Genomic DNA, 18,555 nt, shown 5'->3' on the forward strand with positions numbered 1-18,555 from the left:
AGCGCTGCTAAAGCTTAGAACAACACGCGGGACCGGATGGTGCCGTTGATGTGTTGCAGCTTCTCTTGCGCCAGGTCCGAGTAATCGGCGTCGACGTCGATGACCACGTAGCCGACCTTCTCGTTGGTCTGCAGGAACTGACCGGAGATGTTGATGCCGTTTTCCGCGAAGACCTTGTTGATCTCGCTCATCACACCCGGGATGTTCTCGTGGATGTGCAGCAGGCGGTGCTTGCCAGGGTGAGCCGGCAGCGCCACTTCCGGGAAGTTCACGGACGATACCGAGGTACCGTTGTCGCTGTACTTGACCAGCTTCTCCGCCACTTCCAGGCCGATGTTGGCCTGGGCTTCGGCGGTGGAGCCACCGATGTGCGGGGTCAGGATCACGTTGTCCAGGCCACGCAGCGGGCTTTCGAAGACGTCGTCGTTGGAGCGTGGCTCCACCGGGAACACGTCGATGGCCGCGCCGATCAGGTGCTTGTCCTTGATCGCGGCCGCCAGGGCGTCCAGCTCGACCACGGTACCGCGTGCGGCGTTGATCAGGATCCCGCCCTTCTTGATGGCGCGGATTTCCTTCTCGCCCATCATCCACTGGGTTTCAGCGGTTTCCGGCACGTGCAGGGTGACGATGTCGGACATGCCCAGCAGGTCGGTCAGGCTGGCGACCTGGGTCGCGTTGCCCAGCGGCAGCTTGGTCAGGGTGTCGTAGAAGAACACCTGCATGCCCAGGCCTTCGGCCAGGACCGACAACTGCGTACCGATCGAGCCGTAACCGATGATCCCCAGCTTCTTGCCACGGATTTCAAAGGAATTGGCCGCGCTCTTGATCCAGCCACCGCGATGGCAGGAAGCGTTCTTCTCGGGAATGCCGCGCAGCAACAGGATCGCTTCGGCCAGCACCAGCTCGGCAACGGAGCGGGTGTTGGAGTACGGTGCGTTGAACACGGCAATGCCGCGTTGACGGGCCGCGTCGAGGTCGACCTGGTTGGTGCCGATACAGAAGCAGCCCACGGCGACGAGTTTCTTCGCGTGATCGAAGAGTTCCTCGGTCAGTTGGGTGCGGGAGCGAATGCCGATGAAGTGAGCATCGGCGATCTTTTCCTTCAACTCGGAATCCGGCAGGGATTTGGTGTGGTACTCGATGTTGACGTACCCGGCGGCCTTGAGGACGTCGACTGCGGATTGGTGGACGCCTTCGAGAAGAAGGAACTTGATCTTGCTCTTATCGAGAGAAGTCTTGCTCATCTGCGTAAACCTGTGTCCCGGAGAAAAATGGCAGGGAAATGGACAGCTTGAGCTGACCCCACGGCGTGATCGCCGGCACCGCAGATCGGCCTGATAGCACGCTTCTGCGGGGTGCGTATGCTAGCATATGCGACCCGCAAACACTCATTCTGCGACGTGAAGCGTTCTCAGGGTGACCATGAAATGTTCGAGAGTTCTGTCGATGACCAATCCTGCCCTGATTGATGAGCTGAAGACCCTGGTTGAGCCTGGCAAGGTGCTGACCGATGCTGACTCCCTGAATGCTTACGGCAAGGATTGGACGAAACATTTCGCGCCGGCGCCGACGGCCATTGTGTTTCCGAAGACCATCGAGCAGGTCCAGGCCATCGTCCGCTGGGCCAACCAGCACCGTGTCGCCCTGGTCCCGTCGGGCGGGCGTACCGGTCTGTCCGCCGCCGCCGTGGCCGCCAATGGCGAAGTGGTGGTGTCGTTCGACTACATGAACCAGATCCTCGACATCAATCTGACCGACCGCACTGCGGTCTGCCAGCCGGGCGTGGTCACCGAGCAGTTGCAGAACCAGGCCGAGGAACATGGCCTGTACTACCCGGTGGATTTCGCTTCGGCCGGTTCCAGTCAGATCGGCGGCAATATCGGCACCAATGCCGGTGGGATCAAGGTGATTCGCTATGGCATGACCCGTAACTGGGTGGCCGGCATGAAGGTGGTCACCGGCAAGGGCGATGTGCTGGAACTGAACAAGGACCTGATCAAGAACGCCACCGGCTATGACCTGCGCCAGTTGTTCATCGGTGCCGAGGGCACCCTGGGCTTCGTGGTCGAGGCGACCATGCGCCTGGACCGCGCACCGAAGAACCTGACCTGCATGGTCCTCGGCGCGCCGGATTTCGATTCGATCATGCCGGTGCTGCACGCCTTCCAGAGCAAGCTGGACCTGACCGCCTTCGAGTTCTTCTCCGACAAGGCCCTGGCCAAGGTCCTCGGCCGTGGCGACGTGCCGGCGCCGTTCGAAACCGACTGCCCGTTCTACGCCCTGCTGGAATTCGAAGCGACCACCGAAGAAGTGGCCAATGATGCCCTGGCGACCTTCGAGCACTGCGTGGAGCAGGGCTGGGTGGTCGATGGCGTGATGAGCCAGAGCGAGCAGCAGCTGCAGAACCTCTGGAAGCTGCGCGAGTACATCTCCGAAACCATCTCCCACTGGACGCCCTACAAGAACGACATCTCGGTCACCGTGTCGAAAGTGCCGGGTTTCCTCAAGGAAATCGATGCGATCGTCGGCGAATATTACCCGGACTTCGAAATCGTCTGGTTCGGCCACATCGGTGACGGCAACCTGCACCTGAACATCCTCAAGCCGGAAAACCTGAGCAAGGACGAGTTCTTCGCCAAGTGCGCCACCGTCAACAAGTGGGTGTTCGAGACCGTCGAGAAGTACAACGGCTCGATTTCCGCCGAGCACGGGGTAGGCATGACCAAACGCGATTACCTGACCTACAGCCGTTCCCCGGCTGAAATCGAATACATGAAGGCGATCAAGGCGGTGTTCGATCCGAACGGGATCATGAACCCTGGCAAGATTTTCGCGGTTTGAACCTCGCGTCACGACGATAAAACAGATCAGGAGTCGGTCAATGAGCTATCAGCACCAGTATGTCGACGGTACCCGCATTCACTTTCCGCTGGGCAAGGTGGTCTGCATCGGTCGTAACTACGCCGAACACGCCAAGGAACTGGACAATCCGGTGCCTACCGAGCCCCTGCTGTTCATCAAGCCGGGCAGTTGCGTCGTGCCGATCGAGGGGGGCTTCAGTATCCCGGCCGATCGTGGTTCGGTGCATTACGAGGCGGAAATTGCCGTGCTGATCGGCAAGCCGTTGTCGACCAAACCGAGCAAGGAAGAAGTGCTCGACGCGATTTCCGGTTTTGCCCCGGCGCTGGACCTGACCCTGCGCGACAAGCAGGCGGAACTGAAGGCCAAGGGCCTGCCGTGGGAAATCGCCAAGTCGTTCGACGGCGCGGCGGTGATCGCTCCGTTCGTGGTCGGTAGCACCTTTCCTGACCTGACCCGGATCGGTATCCGCCTGACCATCAACGGCCAGGTGCGCCAGGACGGGATCAGCAGCGATATGCTCAACCCGATCGTGCCGATGATCCAGCACATGGCCGCGTGCTTCTCGTTGCAGGCCGGTGACGTGATCCTGACCGGCACGCCGGTGGGTGTCGGTCCGCTCAACGCTGGTGATGAACTGGTACTGGAATTGCCGGGTGTCAGCAGCTTCAGCAGCAGCGTTCGCTAGACAGAACTGTAGGAGCGGTCTCGCCCGCGAAGCTTTCAGCGGTCTCAGGGCCCTCTTCGCTGGCAAGCCAGGCTCCTACAAGAGACCCTGTGCAGTCTGAATGACCCTTCCCACGCTTCATGTGTGACTGCTGCCCATGATCGTTCCCACGCTCTGCGTGGGAACGCCTCCCTGGACGCTCTGCGTCCGCTGGTGATTTGTCCCCCCATTTCCTGTCTTTTGCCGTTTTTTTCACATCCTGTCTGGATAATTTCCCGGCTGGTCGTCGTGCCTGGCCTACAGTGTGTTGCCCAAACGTCATAAAAATCAGGAAAGAGCCCTTACATGGCCCCCCAATCGTTCCCCGCTTCGCCTTCTGCTCGTCGGTCCCGTTTCGCGTTGCGTTGGTATTACTGGCTGTTGCTGGTGGTCGTGATCGGGGCTGGCGTGTCTGTACCGATGCACTGGGATGATCGCGGCGTGTTGTGGGTCAAGGAGCGTTTCGAAACCCCGGCCGAGCGCAAGGACAGCATCTGGCTGCCGGGCTATCGTGCGGTGATCGATGCCAAGCGGTTGCCGGGCATGGAGAAGGATGAAGCGTCCGATGTCAGCTACAACCCGCGTACCAAGACGCTGTTTTCGGTCATGGGCAAGAATCCGTTCCTCGCCGAGTTGACCCTGCAAGGCGATGTCCTGCGCAAGATTCCCCTGGTCGGCTGGACCAATCCCGAGGCCGTGACGGTCCTCGAAGGCGACCGCATGGCGATCGTTGACGAGCGCATGCATACCCTGACCATCGTCACCGTGGATGCCAGCACCCGTGAACTGAACCTCAAGGATTTCCAGCAGCACGACCTGGGTCCGTCGAAGAACCAGAACAAGGCTTTCGAGGCGGCGGTCTGGGACTCCCGTAACCAGCAGATACTATTGGGCGAAGAGCGTCCGCCGGCCTTGTTCAGCCTGAAAAGCGACGGCACCCAGGTGTTTGGCGAGAAGCGCAAGCTGGCGAGCGATCAGCTGGACATGCGCAATCTTTCCGCACTGGCGATCGACCCGCGGACCCGGCATGTGCTGGCGTTGTCGGCGGATTCGCATCTGTTGCTGGAGCTGGACGAGAAGGGCGATCAGGTCAGCTTCATGACCTTGCTGGGCGGTTTCAACGGTCTGAAAAACACTATTCCCCGCGCCGAGGGCGTGACCATGGACGAGGAAGGGACCTTGTACATGGTCAGCGAGCCGAACCTGTTCTACGTCTTCAAGCGCACGCAGGACTAAGTCCGGGTTGATCGTTCTTACGCTCCAGCGTGGGAACGATCAGCGATCAACGCCACAACCTTGTGGGAGCCGGCAAGCCAGGCTCCTACACGGGGATCGGGTTGGCCGCCCGGATCGGTGCGGTCTCTCAGGCCTTGAGGGTTTTCACGCCTTCGCTGGTGCCCAACAGCAGCAGATCGGCCGGGCGCGCGGCGAACAGGCCGTTGGTGACCACGCCGACAATCGCATTGATCTGCGCTTCCAGTTCCACCGGGTGGGTGATCTGCAGGTTGTGCACGTCGAGGATGATGTTGCCATTGTCGGTCAGCACCCCTTCGCGATACACCGGGTCGCCGCCCAGCTTTACCAACTGGCGCGCCACGTGGCTGCGTGCCATCGGAATCACCTCCACCGGCAGCGGGAAGGCCCCGAGCACCGGCACCAGCTTGCTGCCGTCGGCGATGCAGATAAAGGTCTTGGCCACGGCCGCGACGATCTTCTCGCGGGTCAGGGCCGCACCGCCGCCCTTGATCAGATTCAGGTGCGCATCGCTTTCGTCGGCGCCGTCGACGTAGAACTCCAGGTCGCTGACGGTATTGAGCTCGTACACCGGAATCCCGTGGCCCTTGAGACGCGCGGCGGTGGCTTCGGAGCTGGCGACCGCGCCGTCGAAGGCGCCCTTGTGTTGCGCCAGGGCATCGATAAAGCAGTTGGCGGTGGAGCCGGTGCCGACGCCGACGACGCTTTTGTCATCGAGCTTGGGCAGGATGAAGTCGACAGCGGCTTGGGCCACGGCCTGTTTGAGTTGATCCTGGGTCATGCGGGCTCCGGAAGCGGGCAGGGGGTAGGAGAAAGGCCGGCATTATAAGCGCGAGCCCTGCAAAGGGGCGATCAAAACCGCAGGATCCCTGTGGTCGTTGTCGCAAGCGCTGGGTTAGACTCGTCGGTCCCTGCCCAACCCGCCAGCGATGCTTTCCGATGCTCGAACAGTACGTCAAGAAGATCCTCACCTCGCGCGTTTACGACGTTGCCGTGGAAACCCCGTTGCAGACCGCCCGCCAGCTCTCCGAGCGGCTGGGCAACCAGGTCTGGCTCAAGCGTGAAGACCTGCAGCCGGTGTTCTCCTTCAAGATTCGTGGTGCCTACAACAAGCTGACCCAGCTCAGCGATGAAGAGCGCGCGCGCGGCGTGGTCACCGCATCGGCCGGCAACCATGCCCAGGGCCTGGCCCTGGCGGCCAAGGTCTTGGGGGTCAAGGCGACCATCGTGATGCCCAAGACCACCCCGGAAATCAAGGTCGAAGGCGTGCGTTCCCGCGGCGGCAAGGTGGTGCTGCACGGCGACTCCTTCCCGGAAGCGCTGGCTTATTCACTGAGGCTGGTCGAGGAAAAGGGCTACGTCTATATCCACCCTTACGATGATCCGCACACCATTGCCGGGCAGGGCACCGTGGCGATGGAAATCCTGCGCCAGCATCCGGGTCCGCTGGACGCGATTTTCGTTCCGGTCGGCGGCGGCGGCCTGATTGCCGGTATCGCGGCCTATGTGAAATACCTGCGCCCGGAGATCAAGGTGATCGGTGTCGAGCCGGATGACTCCAACTGCCTGCAGCAGGCCATGGCGGCCGGGGAGCGGGTGGTGCTGTCTTCGGTGGGCATTTTCGCCGACGGCGTGGCGGTGGCGCAGATCGGCCAGCATACCTTTGATATCTGCAAGGACTACGTCGACGAGGTGATCACCGTCAGTACCGACGAAATCTGCGCGGCGATCAAGGATATCTACGACGATACCCGCTCGATCACCGAGCCGGCCGGTGCCCTGGGCGTGGCCGGGATCAAGAAGTACGTCGAGCTGCGCAAGGTCAGCGGGCAGACCCTGGTTGCCATCGACTCCGGGGCCAACGTCAATTTCGACCGCCTGCGCCATGTCGCCGAACGCGCTGAACTGGGCGAGGGCCGTGAAGCGATCATCGCCGTGACCATCCCCGAGCAGCCGGGCAGTTTCAAGGCTTTCTGCGAGGCCATCGGCAAGCGCCAGATCACCGAATTCAACTACCGTTATCACACCGGTCGCGAAGCGCATATTTTTGTCGGCGTGCAGACCCATCCGGACAACGATCCGCGCAGCGCCCTGATCGAGAGCCTGACCGGGCAGGGCTTCCCCGTTCTCGACCTGACCGACAACGAGCTGGCGAAGCTGCATATCCGCCATATGGTTGGCGGTCACGCGGCGCGGGTCAGCGATGAAATCGTCCTGCGCTTCGAGTTCCCCGAGCGTCCGGGCGCGCTGTTCAACTTTCTCAACAAGCTCGGCGGGCGCTGGAATATCTCGATGTTCCACTACCGCAACCACGGCGCCGCCGATGGACGGGTGGTCGCGGGATTGCAGGTGCCGGCCGAAGAACGCCACCTGGTGCCTGCCGCCCTGGCGGAAATCGGCTACCCGTACTGGGACGAAAGTGATAACCCGGCCTACCAGTTGTTTCTCGGCTGAAACCCGACGGATGGCTGCTACGCTGATGGGCAGGATGTGTGAGCTGGCTTGCCGGCGAAGGCGTCCGTGAGGGCAACGCAGGGCTTGCTGGCCTCATCGCCGGCAAGCCGGCTCCTACAGGGTTGTCTGGTCGCTGCTCGACAGTTGATCGTAAAAACCAAGGAAACGATGAAATGGAAACCTTCACTGCCTTGAAACTGCTACACGGTGTGGCGCTCGTGCTTTTGCTGGGCGGCGCGCTGGCAGTGACGATCAGGCTCTGGCGCGGACGCCGTGCCGGCGATACGACGATTCAGCATCACACCTTGCGCTACCCCTGGTTTTTCGCCTGGATGCTTATGGCGCTGTGTCTCGCCGTGCTGCCGGTCAGCGGCTGGTGGCTGGTGCACCTGGGCGGTTTCCCGCTGGGCCAGACCTGGCTGCTGGGCTCCAGCGTGCTCTACACCTTTGGCTGCCTGGCCTGGGCGTGGCTGGTGGTACGGCTCAACCGCCTGCGTCGGGGTGAGGTTGCCGGCAGTGGGAAATTCACTCTGGCGCTGGCGATCTTCGGTGCCCTGTGTTTTGTCGCGATCGCCGCCCTGATGGGCGCCAAACCGGCCTGACGCGGGACCTGTGGGAGCTGGCTGAGCACAGCAGAACTTGTGGGAGCTGGCTTGCCAGCGAAGGCGTCCTCGAGGGCGGCGCGGGCCTTGCTGGCCTCATTCGCGGGCAAGCCCGCTCCCACATCGGACTCGGGCTGTGCGCAATCGTTATGCGTTGCGCAGAACTTGTGGGGGCGGGCTTGCCCGCGAAAGCAATATCAGTCGCGCAGACTGATCACCGGCCAGCCACGTTTCTCGGCTTCGGCCCGCAGGTTCGGGTCCGGATCCACCGCCACCGGATGGCTCACCTGCTCCAGCAGCGGCAGGTCATTCATCGAGTCGCTATAGAAGTAGCTGCCTTCCAGGCTGTGCCCGGTCTCTTCCAGCCAGCGGTTCAGGCGGGTCACCTTGCCTTCGCGGAAGCACGGTACGTCGGTGCTGCGCCCGGTGTAGCGGCCTTCGGCCATCTCGCACTCGGTAGCGATCAGGGTCTCGACCGCCAGGCGTGCGGCAATCGGTCCGGTCACGAAACGGTTGGTCGCGGTGATAATGACCAGCTTGTCCCCGGCATCACGGTGCCGGGCCAGCAGTTCCAGAGCCTTGGGCAAGACGATGGGTTCGATGCAGTCGCGCATGTAGTCGCGATGCCATTCGTCCAGCTGGGCCATCTCGGTGCGGCCGAGGATTTCCAGGCAGAAGTTCAGGTACTCGGCGTTGTCCAGCCTGCCGGCCAGGTAGTCCTGGTAGAACTCGTCGTTGCGCGCCTTGTAGGCCACCGGGTCGAGAATTCCCCGTTCGCACAGGTAATCGCCCCAGGCGTGGTCGCTGTCGCCGCCCAAAAGTGTGTTGTCCAAGTCGAATAAAGCCAGACGCATTGCAGTTACTCGCTGAAAAGCCTGTAAAAAGGCCCACAGAATACGGTCTTTTCACAAGAGTGCACATAAGGTAGGAAGGCTCGTTGCTGCTTTCACAACCTTTGTGGAACAATGCGGCGACATGCGTTTGCGAGGTGGTTGCCGTGATCGACCCCGATGGTTTCCGTCCTAATGTCGGGATAATTCTGACGAATGATGCTGGTCAGGTCCTGTGGGCTCGCCGGATCAATCAAGATGCATGGCAGTTTCCGCAAGGCGGGATCAATCCGGACGAAACGCCGGAAGACGCTTTGTACCGCGAATTGAACGAAGAAGTCGGCCTGGAACGCGAGGACGTGCAAATTCTGGCCTGTACCCGGGGCTGGTTGCGCTATCGTTTGCCGCAACGTCTGGTGCGTACCCACAGCCAACCGCTGTGCATCGGCCAGAAACAGAAATGGTTTCTCCTGCGCCTGCTTTCCAACGAGCAGCGGGTGCGGATGGATTTGACCGGTAAACCGGAGTTCGATGGCTGGCGTTGGGTCAGCTATTGGTACCCGTTGGGCCAGGTGGTGACATTCAAGCGCGAGGTTTATCGTCGCGCGCTCAAAGAGCTTGCCCCGCGCCTTTTAGCGCGCGACTGACACGGAGTTCGACCCCGAGCCATGCTCAATACGCTGCGCAAGATCGTCCAGGAAGTTAACTCCGCCAAGGATCTCAAGGCGGCGTTGGGGATTATTGTATTGCGCGTCAAAGAGGCCATGGGCAGCCAGGTCTGCTCGGTCTACCTGCTGGATCCCGAGACCAATCGCTTCGTGCTGATGGCCACCGAGGGCTTGAACAAGCGCTCGATCGGCAAGGTCAGCATGGCGCCGAACGAAGGCCTGGTCGGTCTGGTGGGGACGCGCGAAGAACCGCTGAACCTGGAAAACGCCGCCGACCACCCGCGCTACCGTTACTTTGCCGAAACCGGTGAGGAGCGCTACGCCTCCTTCCTCGGCGCGCCGATCATTCACCACCGCCGCGTCGTTGGCGTGTTGGTCATCCAGCAGAAAGAGCGTCGCCAGTTCGACGAGGGCGAAGAAGCCTTCCTGGTGACCATGAGCGCCCAGCTGGCCGGTGTTATCGCCCATGCCGAGGCCACCGGTTCGATCCGTGGCCTGGGGCGCGAAGGCAAGGGCATCCAGGAAGCCAAGTTCATCGGTGTGCCGGGCTCGCCCGGTGCCGCGGTGGGTACGGCGGTGGTCATGCTGCCGCCGGCCGATCTCGATGTGGTGCCGGACAAGGCCATCAGCGATATCGACGCCGAGCTGGCACTGTTCAAGACCGCCATCGAAGGCGTGCGCAGTGACATGCGCACCCTGTCGGCCAAGCTGGCGACCCAGTTGCGGCCGGAAGAGCGCGCGTTGTTCGACGTCTACCTGATGATGCTCGACGATGCGTCCCTGGGCAGTGAAGTCACCAATATCATCAAGACCGGCCAGTGGGCCCAGGGCGCGTTGCGCCAGGTGGTCACCGACCACGTCAACCGCTTCGAACTGATGGATGACGCCTACCTGCGCGAGCGGGCCTCGGACGTCAAGGACCTGGGGCGCCGGCTGCTGGCCTACCTGCAGTCGGAACGCCAGCAGGCGATGGTCTATCCGGACAACACCATCATGGTCAGCGAGGAACTGACGGCGGCCATGCTCGGCGAGGTGCCGGAAGGCAAGCTCAAGGGCCTGGTGTCGGTGCTCGGTTCCGGCAACTCCCACGTCGCGATCCTGGCTCGGGCCATGGGCATCCCGACGGTGATGGGCCTGGTGGACCTGCCGTATTCCAAGGTCGACGGTATCGAAATGATCGTCGACGGTGCCCGCGGCGAGGTGTTTACCAACCCGAGCGAGCTGCTGCGCAAGCAATACGCCAGTGTCGTCGAAGAGGAACGCCAGCTGTCCCAGGGGCTCGATGCCCTGCGCGAGCTGCCTTGCGTGACCCTCGACGGTCACCGCATGCCCTTGTGGGTCAACACCGGCCTCCTGGCGGACGTGGCCCGCGCGCAACAGCGTGGCGCCGAAGGTGTCGGGCTGTATCGCACCGAAGTGCCGTTCATGATCAACCAGCGCTTCCCGAGCGAGAAGGAGCAGTTGGCGATCTATCGCGAACAGCTCTCGGCGTTCCACCCGCAACCGGTGACCATGCGCAGCCTGGACATCGGTGGCGACAAGTCGCTGTCGTACTTCCCGATCGTCGAGGACAACCCGTTCCTCGGCTGGCGGGGTATCCGCGTAACCCTCGACCACCCGGAAATCTTCCTGGTGCAGACCCGGGCGATGCTCAAGGCCAGCGAAGGCCTGAACAACCTGCGGATCCTGCTGCCGATGATCTCCGGCACCCATGAAGTGGAAGAGGCCCTGCACCTGATCCACCGCGCCTGGGGCGAAGTCCGCGACGAAGGCACCGATGTGCCGATGCCGCCGGTGGGGGTGATGGTCGAGATTCCGGCAGCGGTTTACCAGACCCGCGAGCTGGCCCGGCAAGTGGATTTCCTCTCGGTCGGCTCCAACGACCTGACCCAGTACCTGCTGGCCGTTGACCGTAACAACCCGCGGGTTGCCGACCTGTACGACTACATGCACCCGGCGGTGCTGCAGGCCTTGCAGAACGTGGTGCGTGATGCCCACGCCGAAGGCAAGCCGGTGAGCATCTGCGGCGAAATGGCCGGTGATCCGGCGGCAGCGGTGCTGCTGATGGCGATGGGCTTCGACAGCCTGTCGATGAACGCCACCAACTTGCCGAAAGTGAAGTGGATGCTGCGCCAGATCAGCCTGAGCAAGTCCCAGGAACTGCTGGCCCAGGTGATGACCATCGACAACCCGCAAGTTATCCACAGTACCTTGCAGTTGGCACTGAAAAACCTCGGCCTGGCGCGGATGGCCAATCCGGTGGTCAAGCACTGACTGACCCCGCGTCCTTTGTAGGAGCCGGCTTGCCGGCGATGAGGCCTGTAAGTCTTGCATTGCCGACCCGGCCGCAATCGCCGGCAAGCCGGCGCCTACAGGGAGGCGTCAGACCTTCCATACACGATCGTTCCCACGCTCCGCGTGGGCACGATCAGTCAATCCCGTGATGTGTTTCAGACCTTCAGTTCCACCTCTCCCAGATGCCCGCCATAGGGCCCGAAACTGCGTTCGACCAGATGCCGCGTACCATCGGCATTGACGATCAGTGCCGTGCTGGCCCGTGTGCCATAGCTCGGGCTGGCGATAAACACACTCGACAGCAGGCTCTCTGTCGCCAGTCCGACACCGGTGTCCGGCAGTTCGGCAAAGGGCGCGGTCGCCGGATCGCCGAGCAGGGCCAGCAGGCTTTCCGGCCGGGGATCGTGCAACGTCTGCGCCAGCGCCGCCCTGGCCTTCAGCAGCTTGGGCCATGGCGTATCGAGTCCCGCGTTGGACAGGCCGTAGACACCTTCTGCCAATCGGCGCGGCTGCGCCTCGTGGGAGTTGAAATGCCACAACTCGTCAGCCGTACCTAGCAACAGGTTAAAACCGGCGTACTCCGGTGATCGTGCGGCGATCTCGGCAAGATAGTCGTGAGCCGATGTTTCTCCCGTCAGGAACCGCGCCACCAGTTCGCCCCGGGAGCGCCGGGCCGGCGGTTGATGGGGATTGCGGATATTGGTCAGCGCGGCAAAGCGTTGATGCGCGCCGACGCCCAGCCAGGTACCGCCGGCTTCCAGGTCGCGCCCGGCATGCACCTGCGGTGTTTCCGGCCATCGCGCCAGCGGCAGGCTGGGGCGGGCATAGAATTCATCACGGTTGGCCGCGACGATCAGCGGCTGGGCATGGCCCGGGCGCCAGGCGAAGACAATCAGGCACATCAGGTGGTCCCTCTGTGTTTTTGCCCACTCTACGCAGGGTGTCCGTCGTCATCCAGTAGAGACGAGCGGCATGCTTCCGTTACCATGCCGGTCTTGTTTCGGGGGCACCCATGGAATTTCTGCTCTATCTGCTACTGGGCGCATGCGCGGGCGTGCTGGCCGGGCTGTTTGGCGTCGGCGGCGGGATCATCATCGTGCCGGTGCTGGTGTTCAGTTTCACCTTGCAGGGGTTCGATACCTCGATCCTCACGCACCTGGCGGTCGGCACTTCCCTGGCGACCATCATCTTCACCTCGTTCAATACCATCCGCGGCCATCATCGCCGCGGCGCGGTGCGCTGGCCGATCTTCGCCTGGATGACCCTGGGCATCCTGCTCGGCTCGGGTCTCGGCGCGCTGACGGCGAAGGCGATTGCCGGGCCGAACCTGCAGAAGATCATCGGTGTGTTCGCACTGATCGTGTCCGCGCAGATGGCGCTGGATCTCAAGCCCAAGGGCAGTCGCGGCATTCCCGGCAAGCTCGGGTTGGGGGTTGCCGGTGGTTTTATCGGCTGGGCCTCGGCGATTTTTGGTATCGGCGGTGGTTCATTGACCGTGCCGTTCCTGACCTGGCGTAGCCTGCCGATGCAGCAGGCGGTGGCGACCTCGTCGGCCTGTGGCCTGCCGATTGCGCTCGCCAGTGCCCTGAGTTTCATGATCCTGGGTTGGCACGATCCGTTGCTGCCGCCCCACAGCCTGGGCTTTATCTATCTGCCGGCCTTGCTCGGCATCGCCCTGACCAGTATGTTTTTCGCCCGTTTCGGCGTGCAACTGGCGCACAAGTTGTCGCCGTTGCTGCTCAAGCGGTTGTTTGCCGGGCTATTGTTCTGTGTCGGGGTAAAATTCCTGATCTGAATCTCAGGTCCGGTTCAGTCTTCCGGGCGCAATATTGACTTAATGCGCGAGCCGCAACATGGCCCGCCGGTCCGGCCGCTGATACAGCGTCGGGGCCCTGAATTTTCTACTCTATCGAGGAGTCGCAATGCTGCCTTACCCGCAGATTGACCCGGTGGCCCTGGCTATCGGTCCGCTGAAAATCCACTGGTACGGCCTGATGTACCTGGTCGGCATCGGCGGTGCGTGGCTGCTGGCCTCCCGGCGCCTGAACCGTTTCGACCCGACCTGGACCAAGGAGAAGCTCTCCGACATGGTGTTCTGGTTGGCCATGGGGGTGATCGTCGGCGGGCGCCTGGGTTACGTGCTGTTCTACGACCTGCCGGCCTATATCGCCAACCCGACGCTGATCTTCGAGGTCTGGAAGGGCGGCATGGCGTTCCATGGTGGTTTTATCGGGGTGATGCTGGCCGCCTGGTGGTTCGGTCGGCGCAACGGCAAGTCGTTTTTCGAGCTGATGGACTTTGTCGCGCCGATGGTGCCGATCGGCCTGGGGGCCGGGCGTATCGGCAACTTCATCAACGCCGAACTGTGGGGCAAGCCGAGCGATGTACCGTGGGCGATGGTCTTCCCACCGTTCAGCGATCCGGCCCAACTGCCGCGCCATCCGTCGCAGTTGTACCAGTTCGCCCTTGAAGGCGTGGCGCTGTTCGTGATCCTCTGGCTGTTCTCGCGCAAGCCGCGGCCGACCATGGCGGTTTCCGGCATGTTCGCGTTGTTCTACGGGATCTTCCGTTTTATCGTCGAGTTCGTCCGGGTTCCGGATGCGCAGCTCGGCTATCTGGCGTTCGGCTGGGTGACCATGGGGCAGATTCTCAGCCTGCCGATGATCATCGGCGGCCTGGCGCTGCTGTGGTTCGCCTATCACCGCGCCTCGACCACTCCGGCGACGAAAGACGCCGCGCTTTAAATTCGGATCGGGGCCCGCGGGCCCCGTATTCAAGGATGCAGGTAATTCATGAAGCAATATCTCGATCTGGTTTCCCACGTCATCAAGAACGGCACCAAGCAGGCCAACCGCACTGGCGTGAACACCATCAGCTTTCCGGGCGCGATGCTGCGGTATGACCTGAAGGACGGTTTTCCGGCGATCACCACGCGCAAGATGGCCTTCAAGTCCGCCATCGGCGAGATGTGCGGCTTCCTCCGTGGCGTCAACAACGCCGCCGAGTTCCGCGAGCTGGGCTGCAAGGTCTGGGACCAGAACGCCAACGAAAACGCGCAGTGGCTGGCCAACCCGTTCCGCCAGGGCGAAGACGACCTGGGCGAGATCTACGGCGTGCAATGGCGCAAGTGGCCGGCGTACAAACAGATCCCCGTCGGCAATCGCGCGGCCATCGAGCAGACCCTGAACCAGGGCTACCGGCAGATCGCCGAGGGCGAGGAAAACGGCCAGGCCTATGTGGTGCTGTACAAGGCCATCGACCAGGTGCGCCAGTGCGTCGACACCATCATCAAGGACCCGGGCAGCCGGCGGATCCTGTTCCATGGCTGGAACTGTGCACAACTGGATGAAATGGCCTTGCCGCCGTGCCATCTGCTGTATCAGTTCCACCCGAACGTGGAGACCCGGGAAATTTCCCTGACCCTCTATATCCGCTCGAACGACCTGGGCCTGGGCACGCCGTTCAACCTGACCGAAGGCGCGGCGCTGCTGAGCCTGATCGGACGCCTGACCGGTTATACGCCGCGCTGGTTCACCTACTTCATTGGTGATGCCCATGTGTATGAAAACCACCTGGACATGCTCAACGAACAGCTCACCCGCGAGCCGTTCCCTATGCCTAAACTAGTGATTTCCGAGCGCGTGCCGGAGTTCGCCAAGACCGGTGTATACCAGCCGGAGTGGCTGGAGCTGGTGGAACCGGGGGATTTCTCCCTGGAAGGCTACCAGCACCATGCGCCGATGACCGCGCCGATGGCGGTCTGAGCCAGACTCCGGACCGCGTTATCGTTCTTCGCTGGCAAGCCAGCTCCCACAAGGGGCCGCGTACGGCTCAAGACCTGTGGGAGCGGGCTTGCCCGCGAAGAGGCCCTCAATGTCCGTGACTCCTCGCGACATGTGAATGCTCTTCAGCCGGCAGCACGCTGCCGCTGACTTCCAGCCGCTGCAAAATCCCGCACTGATCGACATCCGGCCCTTCGCCACAGCGCTGGCGCAGGTCGAGCAGTTGCGCCTGCAACGCCAGCAGCCCGTCGATACGTGCCTTGACGTGATGGATATGCTCGTCGATCAGCGCATTCACGCTTTCGCATTGATCCTGGGGACTGTCGCGCAGGCCCAGCAGGCTGCGGATCTCCTCCAGCGTCATGTCGAGGCTGCGGCAGTTGCGGATAAAGGTCAGGCGCTCCACATGGGCCTGGGTATACAGGCGGTAGTTGCCCTCGCTGCGCGCCGGCTCCGGCAGCAGGTTTTCCTTCTCGTAATAGCGGATGGTTTCCACCTGGCAGTCGGTGAGTTTCGCCAGTTCGCCAATTTTCATCGTTCGATCTCCGAAAAGGGTGCTTGACCCTATAGTGGCTACAGGGTGTTCACTTGGCAACAAGCACCTTCAGGGACGCACCCATGAGCGACTCCATTCATACCCATCGCAAGACCGACACCGACCACGAGCATGTCCATGGCTCGGTGAAAACCGTGCAACCGCAGGGCTCCTGCTGCTCGGGCAAAGCGGCTGCGCCGACTGATGCCGATCACGCGCACAAGCATGGCGACAGCCACGATCACGCCCATGACCACTCGTCGGTAAAGGTCGTGCACCAGCAGGACTCCTGCTGCTCGGGCAAAGCGGCTGCGCCGGCTGATGCCGGTCACGCGCACAAGCATGGCGACAGCCACGATCATGCTCATGACCACTCGTCGGCGAAGGCCGTGCATCAGCACAGCTGCTGTTCGGGCGCTGCCGAGGTGTCGGCGCTGATCAGGCTCAGTGCCACCACCAGCGCCACGGCCCGGCTCAGTCGTTTCCGCATCGAGGCGATGGACTGCCCGACCGAGCAGACACTGATCCAGAACAAGCTCGGCAAGCTGGCGGGTGTGCAGCAGCTGGAGTTCAACCTGATCAACCGGATCCTCGGCGTGACCCACGACCTGGGGTCGACCGCGCCGATTGTCGAGGCCATCAAGTCGCTGGGGATGCAGGCCGACCCGCTGGAGGAGGGCAGCGAAACCGCCAGCGCGCCTGCGGTGAGGAAATCCTGGTGGCCGCTGGCCGTTTCCGGGTTGGGGGCGCTGGGTGCCGAAGTGATCCACTTCACTGCTGCCGCGCCGAACTGGGTGGTGGCCATCATCGCCCTGGTGTCGATCCTCAGCGGTGGCCTGACCACCTACAAGAAGGGCTGGATCGCCCTGAAGAACCGCAACCTGAATATCAATGCCTTGATGAGCATCGCCGTCACCGGCGCCTTGCTGATCGGCCAGTGGCCGGAAGCTGCCATGGTGATGTTCCTGTTCACCATCGCCGAATTGATCGAAGCGCGGTCGCTGGACCGGGCGCGCAATGCCATCGGCGGCCTGATGCAGATGACCCCGGAGCGGGCCACGGTCCGTGAAGAGGACGGTAGCTGGGTAGAGCGTGAGGTCAAAAGCATTGAGCTGGGCGCTCTGGTGCGGGTACGGCCGGGCGAGCGCATCGGCCTGGATGGCGAGGTGGTCTATGGCAATTCGAGCGTCGATCAGGCGCCGATCACCGGTGAAAGCCTGCCCATCGAGAAGAATCCTGGTGACAAGGTGTTCGCCGGTACCATCAACCAGGCCGGTTCCCTGGACTATCGGGTAACGGCGGTCTCGGGCAATTCGACCCTGGCGCGGATTATCCATGCGGTCGAGCAGGCCCAGGGCGCGCGCGCGCCGACCCAGCGTTTCGTCGACAGCTTCTCGAAGATCTACACCCCGGCGGTATTCGCCTTCGCCCTGGCCGTGGCGGTGATTCCACCGCTGTTCCTCGGTGGCCTGTGGTTCGACTGGATCTACCGGGCGCTGGTGTTGCTGGTGGTCGCCTGTCCGTGTGCGCTGGTGATCTCGACGCCGGTGACCATCGTCAGCGGCCTGGCCGCGGCGGCCCGCAAGGGCATCCTGGTCAAGGGCGGGGTGTACCTGGAAAGCGGCCACAAGCTGGATTACCTGGCCCTGGACAAGACCGGTACGATCACCCACGGCAAGCCGGTGCTGACCGATTTCCTGCCGCTGGACCCGTTGCTGAGCGAGTCGGCCCCGGCCATTGCCGCCAGCCTGGCGGCCCGTTCCGACCACCCGGTGTCCCAGGCGATTGCCCGGGATGCCGAGGACAAGCAGTTGCTGTTGCAGGAAGTCGAGGCCTTCGAAGCCCTGGCCGGACGTGGTGTGCGCGGTGAAATCGGCGGCCAGCGCTACCATCTGGGCAATCACCGCCTGGTGGAAGACCTGGGCCTGTGTTCGCCTGCGCTGGAAGAGAAACTCTTCGCCCTGGAAAAACAGGGCAAGACCGTCGTGTTGCTGCTCGACAGTTCCGGCCCGCTGGCGCTGTTCGCGGTCGCCGATACGGTCAAGGCTTCCAGCCGCGAGGCCATCCGCCAACTGCATGAAATGGGCATCAAGACCCTGATGCTGACCGGTGACAACCCGCACACCGCCAATGCGATTGCCGCCCAGGTGGGCATCGACGAGGCGCGCGGCGACTTGCTGCCGACCGACAAGCTGCAAGCCATCGAAGACCTGTACGCCAAGGGCCATCAAGTCGGCATGGTCGGCGACGGTATCAACGACGCGCCGGCCCTGGCCCGTGCCGAGATCGGCTTCGCCATGGCGGCGGCCGGTACCGACACCGCCATCGAGACCGCCGATGTCGCCCTGATGGACGACGATCTGCGCAAGATCCCCGCTTTCATTGGCCTTTCACGCCAGACTGCGGCTATCCTCAAGCAGAATATCGCCCTGGCCCTGGTCATCAAGGCGATCTTTCTTGCGGTAACCTTCCTCGGCATGGCGACCATGTGGATGGCGGTGTTCGCCGATATGGGCGTCAGCCTGCTGGTGGTGTTCAATGGGTTGCGCCTGTTGCGTAAATAGACGATG

Annotated in this window: 16 protein-coding genes; 11 read left to right on the forward strand and 5 right to left on the reverse strand. The window is 62.5% G+C overall.

Features of this window, described 5'->3' with window-relative positions; translation table 11 throughout:
- Positions 1–14: 14 nt before the first annotated feature.
- On the reverse strand, positions 15–1,244 hold the full coding sequence (gene serA, locus HX851_RS00810; protein ID WP_177055855.1) for a phosphoglycerate dehydrogenase: 1,230 nt from the start codon (positions 1,242–1,244) through the stop codon (positions 15–17).
- A gap of 202 nt (positions 1,245–1,446) precedes the next feature.
- On the opposite strand from serA, the gene HX851_RS00815 reads away from it, so the two are divergent.
- From HX851_RS00815 to HX851_RS00825, 3 genes are all read left to right on the forward strand, one after another.
- Positions 1,447–2,841 carry a D-2-hydroxyglutarate dehydrogenase gene (locus tag HX851_RS00815; protein WP_177055857.1) on the forward strand — a complete coding sequence of 465 codons (1,395 nt, stop codon included), beginning with the start codon at positions 1,447–1,449 and terminating at the stop codon, positions 2,839–2,841.
- A 40-nt stretch (positions 2,842–2,881) separates the two neighbouring features.
- Positions 2,882–3,547, forward strand: coding sequence for a fumarylacetoacetate hydrolase family protein (locus HX851_RS00820; RefSeq protein ID WP_177064599.1), 666 nt, complete (start codon positions 2,882–2,884; stop codon positions 3,545–3,547).
- Positions 3,548–3,871: 324 nt separating this feature from the next.
- Positions 3,872–4,801, forward strand: a complete 930-nt coding sequence (locus tag HX851_RS00825; protein ID WP_177055861.1) for an SdiA-regulated domain-containing protein — start codon at positions 3,872–3,874, stop codon at positions 4,799–4,801.
- A gap of 127 nt (positions 4,802–4,928) precedes the next feature.
- Here the strand turns inward: HX851_RS00825 and rpiA are convergent, their stop codons facing one another.
- Positions 4,929–5,600 (reverse strand): ribose-5-phosphate isomerase RpiA, encoded by a 672-nt coding sequence (gene rpiA / locus HX851_RS00830; protein ID WP_177055863.1) that lies wholly within the window; start codon positions 5,598–5,600, stop codon positions 4,929–4,931.
- Between the two features lie 158 nt (positions 5,601–5,758).
- Between rpiA and ilvA the strand changes: the two genes are divergently transcribed.
- Together ilvA and HX851_RS00840 are read left to right on the forward strand one after the other, a co-directional pair.
- On the forward strand, positions 5,759–7,273 hold the full coding sequence (gene ilvA / locus HX851_RS00835; protein WP_177055865.1) for a threonine ammonia-lyase, biosynthetic: 1,515 nt from the start codon (positions 5,759–5,761) through the stop codon (positions 7,271–7,273).
- A 173-nt stretch (positions 7,274–7,446) separates the two neighbouring features.
- A complete protein-coding gene (locus HX851_RS00840) occupies positions 7,447–7,875 on the forward strand; it encodes a DUF2269 family protein (RefSeq protein WP_177064601.1) in 429 nt (142 codons plus the stop codon).
- A 197-nt stretch (positions 7,876–8,072) separates the two neighbouring features.
- On the opposite strand, the gene HX851_RS00845 is transcribed toward HX851_RS00840, so the two are convergent.
- The gene (locus HX851_RS00845) at positions 8,073–8,729 is read right to left on the reverse strand and encodes a histidinol-phosphatase (RefSeq protein ID WP_177064603.1); all 657 of its coding nucleotides are present in this window, start codon (positions 8,727–8,729) and stop codon (positions 8,073–8,075) included.
- Positions 8,730–8,872: 143 nt separating this feature from the next.
- On the opposite strand from HX851_RS00845, the gene HX851_RS00850 reads away from it, so the two are divergent.
- Both HX851_RS00850 and ptsP read left to right on the forward strand, forming a co-directional pair.
- Positions 8,873–9,352, forward strand: a complete 480-nt coding sequence (locus HX851_RS00850) for an RNA pyrophosphohydrolase (RefSeq protein ID WP_040071746.1) — start codon at positions 8,873–8,875, stop codon at positions 9,350–9,352.
- Between the two features lie 21 nt (positions 9,353–9,373).
- Positions 9,374–11,647 (forward strand): phosphoenolpyruvate--protein phosphotransferase, encoded by a 2,274-nt coding sequence (gene ptsP / locus HX851_RS00855; protein WP_177055871.1) that lies wholly within the window; start codon positions 9,374–9,376, stop codon positions 11,645–11,647.
- A 176-nt stretch (positions 11,648–11,823) separates the two neighbouring features.
- Here ptsP and HX851_RS00860 read toward each other — a convergent pair whose 3' ends face one another.
- A complete protein-coding gene (locus HX851_RS00860; protein ID WP_177064605.1) occupies positions 11,824–12,570 on the reverse strand; it encodes an NRDE family protein in 747 nt (248 codons plus the stop codon).
- Positions 12,571–12,680: 110 nt separating this feature from the next.
- Here HX851_RS00860 and HX851_RS00865 point away from each other — a divergent pair, with 110 nt between their 5' ends.
- The 3 genes from HX851_RS00865 to HX851_RS00875 all read left to right on the forward strand — a co-directional run bounded on the left by HX851_RS00865 (position 12,681) and on the right by HX851_RS00875 (position 15,432).
- On the forward strand, positions 12,681–13,463 hold the full coding sequence (locus tag HX851_RS00865; protein WP_177055881.1) for a sulfite exporter TauE/SafE family protein: 783 nt from the start codon (positions 12,681–12,683) through the stop codon (positions 13,461–13,463).
- A 127-nt stretch (positions 13,464–13,590) separates the two neighbouring features.
- Positions 13,591–14,412 carry a prolipoprotein diacylglyceryl transferase gene (gene lgt, locus HX851_RS00870; protein WP_017124914.1) on the forward strand — a complete coding sequence of 274 codons (822 nt, stop codon included), beginning with the start codon at positions 13,591–13,593 and terminating at the stop codon, positions 14,410–14,412.
- Positions 14,413–14,460: 48 nt separating this feature from the next.
- Complete coding sequence (locus HX851_RS00875) at positions 14,461–15,432, forward strand: thymidylate synthase (RefSeq protein WP_177055883.1); 972 nt, start codon at positions 14,461–14,463, stop codon at positions 15,430–15,432.
- Between the two features lie 106 nt (positions 15,433–15,538).
- On the opposite strand, the gene cadR is transcribed toward HX851_RS00875, so the two are convergent.
- On the reverse strand, positions 15,539–15,985 hold the full coding sequence (cadR, locus tag HX851_RS00880; RefSeq protein ID WP_177055885.1) for a Cd(II)/Pb(II)-responsive transcriptional regulator: 447 nt from the start codon (positions 15,983–15,985) through the stop codon (positions 15,539–15,541).
- Positions 15,986–16,068: 83 nt separating this feature from the next.
- Here cadR and HX851_RS00885 point away from each other — a divergent pair, with 83 nt between their 5' ends.
- Entirely contained in the window at positions 16,069–18,549 is a 2,481-nt protein-coding gene (locus tag HX851_RS00885; RefSeq protein ID WP_177064607.1) for a heavy metal translocating P-type ATPase, read from the forward strand.
- Positions 18,550–18,555 lie beyond the last annotated feature (6 nt).

Origin of the sequence: Pseudomonas gingeri, assembly GCF_013385635.1 — a bacterium.
GTDB classification, from domain to species: Bacteria; Pseudomonadota; Gammaproteobacteria; order Pseudomonadales; family Pseudomonadaceae; genus Aquipseudomonas; species Aquipseudomonas gingeri_A.